Source organism: Gracilimonas halophila (genome assembly GCF_042684365.1).
Taxonomy (GTDB): domain Bacteria; phylum Bacteroidota; class Rhodothermia; order Balneolales; family Balneolaceae; genus Gracilimonas; species Gracilimonas halophila.
Map to the genome: position 1 here is coordinate 1 of NZ_JBHULI010000025.1, position 14,421 is coordinate 14,421.

Annotated in this window: 16 protein-coding genes; all 16 read left to right on the forward strand. The window is 34.0% G+C overall.

Annotation, left to right across the window (positions count from 1 at the left end; genetic code table 11):
- Nucleotides 1–3: 3 nt before the first annotated feature.
- The 16 genes from ACFSVN_RS10795 to ACFSVN_RS10870 all read left to right on the forward strand — a co-directional run bounded on the left by ACFSVN_RS10795 (nucleotide 4) and on the right by ACFSVN_RS10870 (nucleotide 14,420).
- A complete protein-coding gene (locus ACFSVN_RS10795) occupies nucleotides 4–204 on the forward strand; it encodes a hypothetical protein (RefSeq protein WP_390303823.1) in 201 nt (66 codons plus the stop codon).
- Nucleotides 205–459: 255 nt separating this feature from the next.
- Nucleotides 460–636 carry a hypothetical protein gene (locus ACFSVN_RS10800; RefSeq protein WP_390302359.1) on the forward strand — a complete coding sequence of 59 codons (177 nt, stop codon included), beginning with the start codon at nucleotides 460–462 and terminating at the stop codon, nucleotides 634–636.
- A gap of 268 nt (nucleotides 637–904) precedes the next feature.
- Entirely contained in the window at nucleotides 905–2,239 is a 1,335-nt protein-coding gene (locus ACFSVN_RS10805) for a nucleotide sugar dehydrogenase (protein WP_390302362.1), read from the forward strand.
- A 26-nt stretch (nucleotides 2,240–2,265) separates the two neighbouring features.
- Nucleotides 2,266–3,276, forward strand: coding sequence for a UDP-N-acetylglucosamine 4,6-dehydratase (inverting) (gene pseB, locus ACFSVN_RS10810; RefSeq protein WP_390302365.1), 1,011 nt, complete (start codon nucleotides 2,266–2,268; stop codon nucleotides 3,274–3,276).
- The gene (gene pseF / locus ACFSVN_RS10815; protein ID WP_390302368.1) at nucleotides 3,273–3,965 is read left to right on the forward strand and encodes a pseudaminic acid cytidylyltransferase; all 693 of its coding nucleotides are present in this window, start codon (nucleotides 3,273–3,275) and stop codon (nucleotides 3,963–3,965) included. Before pseB ends, pseF begins: the two co-directional genes overlap by 4 nt.
- A gap of 12 nt (nucleotides 3,966–3,977) precedes the next feature.
- Entirely contained in the window at nucleotides 3,978–4,886 is a 909-nt protein-coding gene (locus ACFSVN_RS10820; RefSeq protein ID WP_390302370.1) for a dTDP-4-dehydrorhamnose reductase family protein, read from the forward strand.
- Complete coding sequence (locus ACFSVN_RS10825; protein ID WP_390302373.1) at nucleotides 4,861–5,931, forward strand: N-acetylneuraminate synthase family protein; 1,071 nt, start codon at nucleotides 4,861–4,863, stop codon at nucleotides 5,929–5,931. Before ACFSVN_RS10820 ends, ACFSVN_RS10825 begins: the two co-directional genes overlap by 26 nt.
- The gene (locus tag ACFSVN_RS10830) at nucleotides 5,925–6,668 is read left to right on the forward strand and encodes a glycosyltransferase family 2 protein (RefSeq protein ID WP_390302376.1); all 744 of its coding nucleotides are present in this window, start codon (nucleotides 5,925–5,927) and stop codon (nucleotides 6,666–6,668) included. Before ACFSVN_RS10825 ends, ACFSVN_RS10830 begins: the two co-directional genes overlap by 7 nt.
- A gap of 2 nt (nucleotides 6,669–6,670) precedes the next feature.
- Nucleotides 6,671–7,357 (forward strand): PIG-L deacetylase family protein, encoded by a 687-nt coding sequence (locus ACFSVN_RS10835; protein WP_390302379.1) that lies wholly within the window; start codon nucleotides 6,671–6,673, stop codon nucleotides 7,355–7,357.
- The gene (locus ACFSVN_RS10840; protein ID WP_390302382.1) at nucleotides 7,354–8,007 is read left to right on the forward strand and encodes a formyltransferase family protein; all 654 of its coding nucleotides are present in this window, start codon (nucleotides 7,354–7,356) and stop codon (nucleotides 8,005–8,007) included. The genes ACFSVN_RS10835 and ACFSVN_RS10840 overlap by 4 nt, the downstream gene beginning before the upstream one ends.
- 51 nt (nucleotides 8,008–8,058) lie before the next feature.
- Nucleotides 8,059–8,409 carry a PIG-L family deacetylase gene (locus tag ACFSVN_RS10845; protein WP_390302385.1) on the forward strand — a complete coding sequence of 117 codons (351 nt, stop codon included), beginning with the start codon at nucleotides 8,059–8,061 and terminating at the stop codon, nucleotides 8,407–8,409.
- A gap of 12 nt (nucleotides 8,410–8,421) precedes the next feature.
- Nucleotides 8,422–9,849, forward strand: a complete 1,428-nt coding sequence (locus tag ACFSVN_RS10850; RefSeq protein ID WP_390302388.1) for a lipopolysaccharide biosynthesis protein — start codon at nucleotides 8,422–8,424, stop codon at nucleotides 9,847–9,849.
- Nucleotides 9,850–9,854: 5 nt separating this feature from the next.
- On the forward strand, nucleotides 9,855–11,084 hold the full coding sequence (locus ACFSVN_RS10855) for a hypothetical protein (protein WP_390302391.1): 1,230 nt from the start codon (nucleotides 9,855–9,857) through the stop codon (nucleotides 11,082–11,084).
- The gene (locus ACFSVN_RS10860) at nucleotides 11,084–12,250 is read left to right on the forward strand and encodes a glycosyltransferase family 4 protein (RefSeq protein ID WP_390302394.1); all 1,167 of its coding nucleotides are present in this window, start codon (nucleotides 11,084–11,086) and stop codon (nucleotides 12,248–12,250) included. The genes ACFSVN_RS10855 and ACFSVN_RS10860 overlap by 1 nt, the downstream gene beginning before the upstream one ends.
- Nucleotides 12,247–13,377: an EpsG family protein gene (locus tag ACFSVN_RS10865; protein WP_390302397.1), complete on the forward strand. Its 1,131-nt coding sequence runs from the start codon at nucleotides 12,247–12,249 to the stop codon at nucleotides 13,375–13,377. The genes ACFSVN_RS10860 and ACFSVN_RS10865 overlap by 4 nt, the downstream gene beginning before the upstream one ends.
- 14 nt (nucleotides 13,378–13,391) lie before the next feature.
- Nucleotides 13,392–14,420: a glycosyltransferase family 4 protein gene (locus ACFSVN_RS10870; protein WP_390302399.1), complete on the forward strand. Its 1,029-nt coding sequence runs from the start codon at nucleotides 13,392–13,394 to the stop codon at nucleotides 14,418–14,420.
- Nucleotide 14,421 lies beyond the last annotated feature (1 nt).

The following is a 14,421-nucleotide window of genomic DNA, read 5'->3' on the forward strand; positions in this document are numbered from 1 at the left end:
TAAATGACTCAATTAGAAAAATTACTCAATAAAATAACCGACAAAACTTACACCATAGGAATCGTAGGCTTAGGGTACGTAGGTTTACCACTGATGTGGACCTTCCACCAGGTTGGAATGCCGGTAATTGGCTATGATATAGACGAGAAAAAAGTCGAAAACCTCAAAAACGGCATCCCGTACATCAAGCACCTGGGGAAGTAAATGAAATTGATAACAATCGGCCTTAGAAAAAAGACCGTTAAGAAAATGATGAAGTGTAGCGTTAAAAAAGAAATCAAACCGCATGGTACTCGAATTACCTGCAAGCCCAGTAATGGAGCATTGATTTCTTTTAGCAGAATGAAATCATTTTTAGGGCTTTTTTCTACAGCCTTGATCTTTTGTTACTTTTGTATCAAGACAAAAGTAAGGGAAAGTCGATACAGGCAAGAAATTATAAAAGCATAAAGTACATAAATGTCCCAACACGAAAATTTACTTAAAAAAATAGAAGACAAAACCTATACCATAGGTATTGTAGGCCTCGGCTACGTCGGTCTCCCCCTCATGTGGACCTTCCACCAAAACAACATGCCCGTACTCGGTTTTGATATCGATGCGAAGAAGTTGAACCAGGATTTTAAGGATTATTAGAATTACCAGGATTAAAATGAATTACATATCCGGCCTTAGAAAAAAGACCGTTAAGAAAATGATGAAATGCAGCGTTAAGAAAGAAATCAAACCGCATGGTACTCGAATTCCTTGCAAGCCCAGTAATGGAGCATTGATTTCTTTTAGCGGATTGGAATCATTTTTAGGGCTTTTTTCTACAGCCTTGATCTTTTGTTACTTTTGTATCAAGACAAAAGTAAGGGAAAGTCGATACAGGCAAGAAATTATAAAAGCATAAAGCACATAAATGTCCCAACACGAAAATTTACTTAAAAAAATAGAAGACAAAACCTACACCATAGGTATTGTAGGTTTAGGGTACGTAGGTTTACCACTGATGTGGACCTTCCACCAGGTTGGAATGCCGGTAGTTGGTTATGATATAGATGAAAAAAAGATTGAGAACCTAAAAAAAGGAATTCCTTATATAAAACACCTCGGAACCGAGATGATGGAAACCCTCGCCAACTCCGATAAAGCCGATGCCACCACCGATTTCTCCCGCCTCGATGAAGCCGATGCTATTTTGTTATGCGTGCCCACACCCCTCGACCACCACCGCGAGCCGGATATGAGTTATGTGGAGCAGACCACCGACACCGTCTCCCAATACCTGCGCAAGGGACAGCTGGTGATCCTGGAATCCACCACCTGGCCGGGGACCACCGAGGAGCTGATGATCCCCATCCTGGAGAAGAACTCCGGACTGAAAGCCGGAACCGATTTTTATGTGGCCTACAGCCCCGAGCGCGAAGACCCGGGCAACCCGAATTTCAATACCGCCAAGATCCCCAAAGTGGTGGGCGGACATGGAGACGAGGCATTGAAGCTGGCAACAGCCATGTACGATACGGCCATTGTGGAAACCGTGCCGGTCTCCGACTGCAAGTCTGCCGAGGCTGTGAAGCTGACTGAGAATATCTTCCGTTCGGTGAATATTGCCCTGGTAAATGAGCTGAAGGTGGTGTATGAAGCCATGGGTATTGACGTACATGAGGTGCTGGATGCCGCGGGGACCAAACCCTTTGGTTTTATGAAATTTACGCCCGGCCCCGGATTGGGCGGGCACTGTATTCCCATTGATCCGTTCTACCTCACATGGAAGGCACGCGAGTTTGAGAAACACACCCGCTTCATTGAGCTGGCCGGAGAGGTAAACACGAATATGCCCACCTACGTGGTGGACCGAACCATGCACGCCCTCAATACTCACAAAAAAGCCATGAACGGCAGCAAGGTGCTGGTGATCGGACTCGCCTACAAACCGGATGTGGATGATATGCGTGAATCTCCGACTTTTAAGATCTTTGACCTGCTGAAGAAAATGGGAGCCGAGATCGCTTATTACGATCCGTTCATCCCGGAAGTTCTGCCGACCCGTGAACATGGGGAGTACACCGGAATGCAAACCGTGGAGTGGAACAAAGAAACGGTTTCAGGTTTTGATGCTGTATTGATCTCCACGAACCATTCGACCATTGATTATGCAGAGCTGGCTGAGTGGAGTGATTGTATCATTGATACGAGAAATTCGATGAGTGGGGTTAAACCGAGAAGTGAAAACCATATTATTAAAGCTTAAGAATTAATTTAGAACAAAAAGAATCAATGCTAAACGGAAAATCAATACTTATTACAGGTGGTACTGGCTCATTAGGAAAAGCCCTCACCAAACATATTTTTGAAAATTATCCTGACATCAATAGATTAGTAATTTTTTCTAGGGATGAACAAAAACAATTCCAAATGGGGCAAGAACATCCACATGATCAATTTCCTCAAATAAGGTTTTTTATTGGAGATATCAGGGATGAACAGCGTATAAAACGGGCTCTGAAAGGAATTGATTATGTGATACACGCGGCGGCGATGAAGCATGTACCCATTGCTGAATACAACCCAATGGAATGTATCAAAACGAATGTGTTAGGAGCTGAAAACTTGATCAACGCATGCCTTGAAACAGAAGTTGAAAGAGTAGTTGCACTCTCTACGGATAAAGCAGCGGCTCCAATTAACCTTTACGGAGCGACGAAACTAACTTCGGATAAACTTTTTATAGCAGCTAATAATATAAGAGGATGGAATCCCATTAAGTTTTCTGTAGTACGTTATGGAAATGTAATGGGATCAAATGGGTCTGTAATTCCTTTTTTCTTGAATAAAAGAAAGGAAGGAGTATTACCTATAACAGACCCGAATATGACACGATTTAATATTTCCCTACAAGGGGGAGTGAATATGGTCATGCATGCACTTGAATATGCATGGGGAGGAGAGCTGTTTGTCCCAAAGATCCCTTCTTATCGTATTATGGATGTCGCGGAGGCTATCGGGCCTGAATGTGAAAAGCCAATTATTGGGATTCGTCCCGGGGAAAAAGTTCATGAGGAAATGATCACTGCTTCGGATTCCTTTAACACCTATGATTTAGGTAAATACTACGCAATTCTTCCGCAGGTTCCTCGATTTAAGCTTGAAGATTTTATTGAGCAGAATAATGCTAAACGTGTTGAGCAAGGGTTTCGCTATAATTCCGGCGAAAATGAAGAATGGGAAACAGTTGAAAGCCTTAGAAATCTTATCAAAGAACACGTAGATCCGGATTTTAATCTATGAGTAAAGCAATCGCAATTATTCCTGCAAGGGGAGGTAGTAAAAGAATTCCCCAAAAAAATATTAGAAACTTTTTAGGTGAACCTATTATCAGTTATGTAATTAATGCAGCTCTAAAGAGTAATTTATTTGAAACTGTGATGGTATCAACTGACTCAAACGAAATTAAGAAAATTGCTATAAGCTATGGAGCAGAAGTTCCTTTTCTTAGGAGTAAAAAAAATTCAGATGATTATGCTACCACTATTGAGGTCTTGGAAGAAGTAATTAATAGATATAAAGAGGTTGGCAAAAACTTTAATTATGCATGTTGCCTTTATCCTACAGCACCATTTACAAACCCCAAAAGGTTGAAGTTTTTTTTTAGAAAACTAAAAGAAAAAAACTACGATTGTATATTTCCAATTTTAGAGTATTCACATCCTATACAAAGGTGTCTTAAATTAGTTGAAGGGAATCGTATAGAAATGGTTAATCCAGAAAATTTAATTACTAGATCACAAGATCTAGAAAAGAGGTATCATGATGCAGGGCAGTTTTATTGGTTTGTTCCCGATAAATTAATTCCCCAAAAAAAACTTTGGACAGATAATACTGGGGGTATTGTAATTAATCCTTTAGAGGCTCAGGATATAGATAACATAGATGATTGGAAGTTGGCAGAGCTTAAATATCAGATGATAAATGACTAATTTTAAACAATTATGACAAGGAAGAAAGTCTTAGTTACAGGTGCATCAGGAATGCTTGGTGCGAATTTAGTTAGCCAATTAGAAGTCCACTTTGATGTTTACTCTACTTCTTCATCTGATTTTAAAGAAAGGAAGTTTGATAAATTCAAAGTTTTCGATCTAAATAAAGAAGATTATTCTCCACTATTCTCATGGGTTGATCCGGATGTAATCATTCACTGCGCTGCAATAACCAACGGTAATTTCTGCCAGAATAATCCATATGAGGCATTTCTTACAAATTCTTTTTCTTGTGAAAAGTTGGCAAGTTTTTCAAATAAAGAGTGTCATATAATTTATATTTCGACAGACGCTGTTTTTTCACCAGATATCCATCTTGCTAAAGAAAGTGATATTCCAAATCCTGAAAATATATATGGGAAGTCTAAAGAACTCGGTGAATTTTTACTACAGAGTTCACATAAAAAAATTTCAATTATAAGAACCACAATTGTGGGACTGAACTTGAATTCGAAAAAAAGTGGTTTTGCTGAGTGGATTATTCGGAGTCAACAGAAAGAAGAAAAGATAAATTTATTTGAAGATGTTTTATTTACTCCGATCTCAATTTGGAGACTTGGAAAAGAAATTATTTCACTTATCCAAAATCCAATGAATAGAAAAATTTGTCATATATCAGGATCTGAAGTTGTTACAAAATATGATTTTGGTTATGAGTTGGTCAAAAGCCTAAATGGTAATTTTGATTTATTAACTAAAGGAAGTATTCGGGAATTTAGTGGTAGAGCAAAAAGATCAACTGATCAAACTTTATCTTGCAAAAAGTATGAAATTGAAAGAAGTGTAAAACTCCCTGCCCTTATAGAAACCGTTAATGATATTAAAATTAAATACAATGAAAGATATAAAAATTGGAAATGATTTAATTGGAAAAGGCCATCCAGTATATTTTATTGCAGATATTGCTGCTAACCACGATGGTGATATAAATCGAGCAAAAAAACTTATTGATTTGGCGAAAGAGAGTGGCTCAAATGCAGTAAAGTTTCAGCATCATGATGTTTCTAAATATGTAAGTGATTATGGCTTTAAAAATTTAGGTGGAAAGTATAGTCATCAGGCAAAGTGGAAAAAGTCGATTTTTGAAGTTTATAAAGATGCTGAGGTGCCGGTAAACTGGACTGATGAACTTAAGAAGCATTGTGATGATATTGGGATTGAGTTTTTTTCAACTCCTTATGACTTAGATATGGTAGACCATTTGAATGATTATGTGCCGGCTTTTAAAATTGGTTCAGGTGATGTTGCATGGAATAAAATGTTAGAAAAAGTAGCAAAATCTGGTAAACCAGTTTTATTTGCTTCTGGTGCAGCAACCATGCAGGAAGTTGTAGATGCTGTAGATATTATCAGTAGTCATACAGAAGATCTTCTTTTGATGCAGTGTAATACTAACTATACTGGATCAGACGAAAATTTTAAGTACATCAATCTGAACGTATTAAAAACTTATGAAACTTTGTTTCCTGATGTTCTTCTAGGTTTAAGCGATCATACTCCAGGTCATGAGACGGTACTTGGTGCGGTTGCATTAGGCGCGGTGGCTGTTGAAAAGCATTTCACTGATGATTGCAGTAGAGAAGGACCAGATCACCCGTTTTCAATGGACCCTGAAGCCTGGAAAGCTATGGTTGATTCAACAAGGTTGTTAGAGTCAGCTATGGGAAGCACGGTTAAGAAAGTTGAAGAGAATGAAAAGAAAACAGTAGTACTTCAGAGAAGAGCTATACGGGTAACTACTAATTTAAAGGAAGGGGATAATTTGAAAAAAACTCACATCCAATATCAGAGACCTTGTCCTAAAGATGCGATTCATCCTAATGAAGTAGACAAAGTTATAGGTAAAAAGTTAATCAAAGATATTGAGTCAGGTGATTATATCAGACTGGAGCATATTAAATGGTAAAGAAGATTAGCCCTAAGGTCTCGATAATAATTACTTCATATAATTATGAAGATTACATCATTGAATGTGTTGAATCATGTCTGAATCAAAAAGGCTTTAATGATTTTGATGTGATTGTAGTTGATGATGGAAGTTCAGATGCAACAATTAGTCTCCTAAAAGGAATTTCAGATTCAAGGTTAAAAGTATATCAAAACCAGAATCGTGGCATAGAATTCTCTTCTAATTATGGAATTAAAGTATCTAATGCAGATTATGTAGTGAGAGTAGATGCAGATGACAAGCTTTCTCCAGACTACTTGGGCGAAATAGTTCCACTAATAGAAAACTCCGGATATGCCTTCGTGTATTCAAACTATTATATATTTAATGCGAATAGTGAAGTAATTGATAAATCAGAGTTACCGCCGTTTAATAAAGAGGAAATTTTCAATAGGGGAGATTTTTTAGCTACAGGTACTTTATATAGAAAGAAGACCTTGAAAAATGTTGAATTCTATTCAGAAAGCGTAAAAAATTGTGGTTTAGAAAATTACGAATTGATTCTGAAAATAATTGATGAATCAAATAAAGGTGCTCTAAATGAAGATCACCTTTTTTATTACAGAAGACACTCGCTGAATTTATCAGAGAAAAAAAAGAAAAGAATAGTTTCATACGGTAAAAGCTTAATGAAAAACACATACAATAGAGAATACAAAACTAATAAATTTCACCCTTACAAATTAGAGTTATAGATATGAAACGGGTATTAATTGTTTCAGCTCATCCTGATGACGATATATTAGGTTGTGGTGGATTCATGGCAAAATATTCTTCTTCAGTTAAGTTCAAAGTGATTTTTATAGCTGAGGGCTCCTCTTGCCGATTTTCGGAAGCTGAACTTGGAAAAAAAGAAGTAAGTGATGCTATTAATAGAAGAAACACATCAGGGATTAAAGCTTTGGATATTTTAGGAGTTAAAAATGTAGAGTTTTATAATTTACCGTGTGGTCGATTGGATCAGATTCCTATAATTAATATAAACAAGATAATTGAACAAGAGATTATTCAATTTGAACCTGATACTCTATTTACTCATTCTGAGAACGATGCAAATAATGACCATAAAATTGTTTCTAAAGCTTCAATAATGGCAACACGCCCTAATGCCAATAATTTTGTGGAAAAGGTTTTTCAGTATGAAATACTATCTTCTAGTGAATGGAAATTTACTGAAGCTTTTTTACCCAATTACTTTGAGGCACTTACCGGTGATCAAATTAAGCTTAAGTGGGATGCACTAGCCGAATATGAAACGGAAGTAAAAAAGTTCCCATTTCCAAGATCATATGAAGGGATAGTTTCATTGGCTAAGTACAGAGGCATGCAAAGTGGTTGTGAGTTTGCAGAAGCTTATAGATTAATTAGACATATAAGAATATGAAAATAGCTTGTATTACATATAGAAGTTGGGCATCTGAAATCTATAATAAGTTGGCAAAAACTTATGATGAGCACGAGTTTCTTTTGATTCACTCTAAAGAGAATTTTTCTGAGGAGGGAGTGAAAAGCTTTAAACCAGATATAATCTTGTGGTATGGTTGGAGTTGGATGATAAGTAATGAGTTTGTTGATAATTATGAATCAATAATGCTTCATCCAAGCCCACTCCCCAAATACCGAGGTGGCTCTCCAATTCAAAACCAGATAATTAATGGAGAAACTAAATCAGCTGTTACTCTATTTAGAATGACAAAAGAGTTAGATAAAGGGGACATATATATACAGCAAGAAATAAGCCTTAATGGCTATATTGAAGATATATTTGAGAGAATAATTAAAGTTGGTTATGAAACTACTTGCAAAGTGTTTGATGGAGAATATATTTTAACGCCCCAAAAAGAAGAGAATGCTACATATTACGAAAGAAGAACCCCTTCAGAATCAGAGATCACATTAGTGGAGCTTAGTTCTAAACCAGGAAGATATATTTATAATAAAGTCAGGATGCTCACAGGGCCTTATCCGAGAGCTTTTATTCGCACCTCAGATGGGAAAAAGATTATTTTTCAAAATGTTGATATAATCGAATAGAGTTTGGATTTACTAGAGCTTCACTAAAAGCAGACAGAAATATTAAAGCTGGTGTTAGAATATCTGAAAAATAAAAAAATTATTGTAGTAGTAGCTCATCAGGATGATGAGTTGCTTGGCCTTGGGGCAACCTTGCATAGGCTAATATATGAATATAATATACAAACGCATGTAGTTATACTTGGAGAAGAAATAACCTCCAGAGGGGATGAACGAGACCCAGAGCAGTGGGGGAAAGAACTCAAAGTTCAAAAGCAGAACATCAAAGATCCACAAGCTGCAATAGGGTACCACTCAGTCAATACCTACAACTTTCCTGATAATCGGTTTGATACCGTAGGGCTATTGGACATCATAAAGGTTGTTGAGAAGGAAAAATTGGTAAATCAATCCTATTCTTGAAGTAATTACTTAATGATATATAAAATTTTAAAAAAGTTTAATCTTGGAAAAGATTTAACCGAATTACTTAAGCATTCGAAAAACTACATTTCTGCAGAGGTACTAACAAAGGGACTCGCATTTATAACACTCCCTATTTTCACTCGATTAATGTCGCCAGATGAATATGGCGTGCTTTCAGTCTTTGTTTCTTTTACCGGGATTTTAGCAATAATTTTTGGTTTTGGAATTAGAGGGGCTATAGGTAGATACTATTATGAGGATACCGATGATTTTTTTGAATATTTCAGCAGTAATTTCTGGTTTGTACTATCAGCAAGCATAGGGCTTACAGTATTAGTAATCATATTTAGGGATGAAATATATAAATTTCTAAACATCCCATACGGGATGATATATATAGCCTTAGGAATCACAATTCCACAAGTTATATATCAGCTATATCAGGCATATTTAACTGCAGCGAAGAGCAGTAAAAAGGTGGCTACATTAAACGTGACTTACGCTTTTGTAAGTACGGTTTTAGCCATCATAATTATGTACCAAATGTCAGATGAACGCTACTATGCAAAAGCTATAGGACAAGCCATTGGTGTCATTTTGATGTTTGGTATTACGCTCTGGTACCTTAATGACCACATTAAATTTAATGTTGAAAAGAAGCATTTAAAATATTCTTTGGTATTTGGGTTGCCCATTGTTGTTCATCTACTTTCTCAGAATATTTTAAATACATTTGATCAGATTATTATCAACCAATTAGTAGGAAGTAGAGAAACGGGACTTTATTCAGTTGCATATAAAATTGGAATGATACAGAACATTATTTCAATGGGAATACTAAAGTCCTGGACACCAATTTTTTACGAAAAACTAAATGAGAATAAAATATCTGATATAAATGACTTAGCAAAAAAATATGCTTTAATAGTTTCATTTGTAGCGGTAGTCTTAATCTTTTTTTCAAAGGAAGTAATAACAATTCTTGTAGATAAGGAGTACCATGAAGCTCTTATAATAATTCCTATTATTGTAGTGTCCTATTTCTTTTTCTTCGTGTATACCATGTATGTTAATTATGCTTTTTACCAAAAAAAGACTAAAAAAATTGCACTATTTACCATAATTGCCGGTGGTTTAAATATCGGATTAAACTACTTACTTATTCCAGAGTATGGGTATATAGCTGCTGCATGGACTACCTTAGCATCTTATGGCATACTCTTTATACTACACTACATAAATGTAAAATGGGTTCTTGATATTAAAGAGATAACTTCATTAAAAGTATTTGTTTTACCAATAATTATGATCCTTTTCGCTTGGGGCATTCAACACTTGTTGTTTATTAGTAATACTGAATACAACGTTGGTCTTTTGATAAGAATAGTTTGTCTGATTATCCCTGCTTATTTTTTAATTAATAGAATTAAGGGTTAAAGCTTATGAATATATTAGAAGCAAATTACAGCATTACTTATTTTAAAAAAGTAGAAACCAAGATTACTATATTCTTTGTCTTAAAGAAAATAGTTCAATCTATTAATTATACTTTCAGGCAGTTAGTTAAGGATCTTATTTTTTTTACAAAGAACAATAGTTTTAAAAATAAAGTGATTTGCTTTGCGAATTCAGTAAATCAAAAAAATGCTTTAGCATCATTAAAGGATAGAATTAATAATCTTATTTTTGCTGGGTTACCTAAAGAATCTGTGAATAGAATACCAATGGGTATTGGTTGCATAATAAGTATTATTCTTTCCCCTGTTTTTCTGTATGACTTTGTTAAATTCAAAAATAAACGAGAAAAAATACTTTACTTTTTTGAGTCATATTTTTTTATCCGGGGTATGTATCTATGGTGGGTGGTATACCTTAAACTTCAAACACCAAAGGCTATTATCATGTCAAATGACCATTTGGTTTGGCATCGAGTACTAAAAATGGCAGCCCAAAAAAATTCTATACCGGTTGTATATATACAGCATGCTTCTGTAACAGAAAAATTTCCAAAGTTGGAATTTGATCTCAGTCTTTTAGAAGGTAGGGATGCTTTAAGTAAGTACATGAAAAGGGGAATAAGTGGAAAGGTCGAGCTGGTAGGAATGATGAAGTTCGATCAATATCATAAATCCATTAATAAAACTACTTCAGTTAATACAATAGGTTTTTGTACAAACCTATTAGATCAAGAGGAAAAGATTTATGAGTTTGTAACAGAGTTGCACAATAAACTTGGTAACAAAAGTTTAATTTTGCGGCCTCATCCTAGAGATGAGAGGCATGAATTATACAATCGTTTAAAAGAAGAATTAGGAATAGAACTTTCAAATTCTAAATCTGAAAACTCTTTTGAATTTTTAAAAAAAGTTGAGGTTAATATAGCAGCAGAATCAAATATTCATTTGGAGGCTGTTTTGCTCAATGTATATCCAATTTATCTCAAATTAAAAGATGAAATAGCAGATCACTATGGTTTCATCAATAAGGGTATGATTGTTGATGTTTTTGAAGAAGTGACTAAACTAACTGACAAGATTCATGAATTGAGTAATGATAGACCATATATAAGAAACAAAGCAAACTATTATGTTGATACAGTAGGTACTGAGTATGATGGAAAGTCGGTTAAAAAAGTCATTCAGGAATTAGAAAATTATGGGATCATTAATTAATGAAAATCCTAAACATTTCTTCAATCATTCCATTACCTGGTCTCAAAAGAGAAAACGATATTTTGATAAGAATTCAGGATTACTTGGTAAAAAAATATGGATATGAATTTACCGTTGCAAAATCATTGCCTTACACACCATCGATTTTAGCTAAAATTAACAAAAAATGGAAAAATTACAGGGAATATCAAGAATCAAAAAATGTTGATGTTCAAGGATATAAAACTGTAATTTATCCATGGATAATGCCACCCAGTAGTAATTTTTGTATTAATTATCTGTTAGTTCCGTTTAATTTTTTAGTATATAAATTCTTTATCAAGGACAAGATATATAGTGATGCTAAAGAATCAGACCTATTACTTGCTCAGAATCTAATTCCGGATGCTATTGTAACTTATTGGTTAGCAAAGGAATTAGATAAATCTTTTATATTAAATTTGCGTGGTGAGTTGAAATCAATGTGGTTTAAGCTACCTCTATTGAAAAAGATAATTAATGAGGCTGAACACTTAATCACTCCCAGTCCTTCAATTTACAAGAGTTTTGGTAATACCTTTCAGGTAAAACTAATTCCACATCCTGTTGAAGAAAGGTTTTTTATGAAAGACAACAAAGATTTTCCAATACCTAAACTAGTCAGTGTTTGTAGGCTTTTAGATTGGAAAAACTTGGATAGAGTTATAGAAGCATTGGCATCATTACGTGATCAGGGATATCGTTTTCACTATAAAATATTAGGAGATGGGCCGGAGCTTGATAAACTTCAGAGTATGGTAAAAAAGTATGGTCTTTCTAGGGAAATATCATTTGAAGGATTTGTCGATTATGATAAAGTTCCAAATTATATGAAGGAGGCAAATATATATATACAGCCAAGCTATCCTGAAACACTTGGTCGAGCTTTTCTTGAAGCTGCTGCTGCAGGGTGTTTAATTATTGGTCATGAAAATACAGGAGTGGACGGGATATTTGAGCATGATCAGTCTGCAATTTTCGTTAATAAATCGAATATTAAAACAAAGCTAGGAAGTGTTTTTGATATATTTGGAAACCTAAAATACCACCAATTGATAGAAAGTTCCAAGGATAAAGTAAGGGAGCTGAACTGGGAAAATTTGGGTGAAGAGTATAATAAACTATATGGTGGAACAACAAAGGAATGACAGATATTTTCACATACATTTTTTATTTATCACTGTTGTTCTTCTTAGTTATTTCAACCTATTATTTAAAAGACAAAAAATTAAAAGGAAAGAAATATTATGATCCAAATGATCTAAACATATTATATGTATTAATAGTTATAGTTATATCATTTTTTGTTGGTATTAGATTCGAAGTCGGAAATGATTGGGATGGATATGTTACTGATTTCTTAAGCTTGACATCAAATTCAAGCTTTTCCTATTTCGATCAATACTATGAATTAGGTTATTATACACTAAATTGGCTTGTTGGCGTACTTAATTTAGGATATCAATGGGTGTTTTTTTCTTCCGCAATTATAGCTTGGTATTTTTATTTTAAGTCAGTCCCAAGATATATAATACCGCTATTCATTTTTTTCATTTTTACAGATGAGTTTTTCTTTTCAGGAATGAATCTTGTACGTCAATTTACAGCAATGGCATTATGGGTATTTAGTGTCAAATTCATAATTGATCGTAATCTGAAATTATTTTTGCTTTCTATTATAGGAGCAAGTTTGTTCCATTCAAGTTCATTATTACTTATACCATTTTATTTCATTCCCTATGAAAAACTTTATAATCAGATTTATTGGATGATTATTTATGGAGTTTCACTGATAGCCGTTTTCTTTTTAGATCTTTCAACTATTTATCAAAACTTAGATTTATTGGTATTAGCTTTAAGTGATGACATTGGGACCGTTGAAAGATATGCAAGATATGCTGAGTCAGGTAGATTAGCAGCAGAAGAAACAAGTTTAGGTTTAGGATTTACTTTTAAGTTATTGGTGAACTTCCTGATAATTATGTTGAGTAAAAGTTGGATAAAGCGACGACCCGAATTAAAACCTTATTTGGTACTTTTCTTTATTGGGGCAATACTGTTTAATATTTTTTATGAGTTTCAATTAATTGGAAGGTTGACTAACTATTTTCTGATTTTTAGACCATTAGTTTTAGCTTATATTATTTATTTTTATTGGGTTTTCAAGAAAGACCGAATAATTGGACCATTTATTATTTTTCTATATTTCTTAATTTTGTTAGCGGCCATTTATGGTAGTTCAAACATGTGCTGTCCTTATCAATTTCACTTATAAATCTTCTTTTTTAGATGAAAAAAATATTAATAATTCAAAGTAAAATACTTCACTATAGAAAAGCACTATACAATAAATTGTCCGAATCTTATCAAATATCGGTTCTGCACTCTGGTAAGCCTTCAATTTCACAAAATGATAAATACAGGGAAATTATTAAACCAAGTATTAATATTGGACCTTTTTTTTTTCAAAGAGGAATAAGGAATGAAATCAAAAGTGAAGATTATGATGTTGTTATTGCTATGTTTGATATAAGATGGATTAATAATGTTGTTTTAGGTCTTATTATTAATGGGCCAAAATTTATTTATTGGGGACACAGATACAGTAAAAGGATTTTTATAAATAGTATTCGAAATTTCTTAATAAAAAAGTCTGATGGGGTTATTCTTTATAATGATTCCGAAGTTCCAAAAATCAAAAAAGCTGGAATTAATGATGGAAAAATATTTATTGCAGAAAATACGATTGATGTGTCTAACTCTGAGAATTTAAGCATGAAAGATAAGAGTTTATTTTTATATGTTGGCCGGGCACAAAAAAGAAAGAGAGTTGACTTACTGTTGAAAGCCTTTGCAAGCATAAAAGATGAAATTCCAAAAAATGTAAATATAGGTATAGTTGGGGAAGGAGAAGAAAACTTAAATTTAAAAAATCTAGCTTTAGAAATTGGTATTAGTGATCGTGTTATATTTTATGGAAAGATTACGGATGATGAATATTTAAAAAAAATATTTTCTTGGGCTTACGCTTATGTTTCCCCGGATGCAATAGGTTTGGGGGCGCAGCATAGTTTTGCATATGGTATTCCTGTCGTTACTGCTAAAAATGGTTTTAAGGGAGCTGAGTTTGATAAGTTAGAAAACAATAAGAACTCAATATTATTTCAAAGTCAAGATGAACTTGAAAATGTACTCTTACGATTAATTTGTGAACCAGAACTAAGCCAAAGATTAGGTGCAAATGCTTTCAAGTTATACTCAGAAAAACTTAATATGAATAATATGGTATCTGGTTTTATAAACGCTATAGAAAATTAAA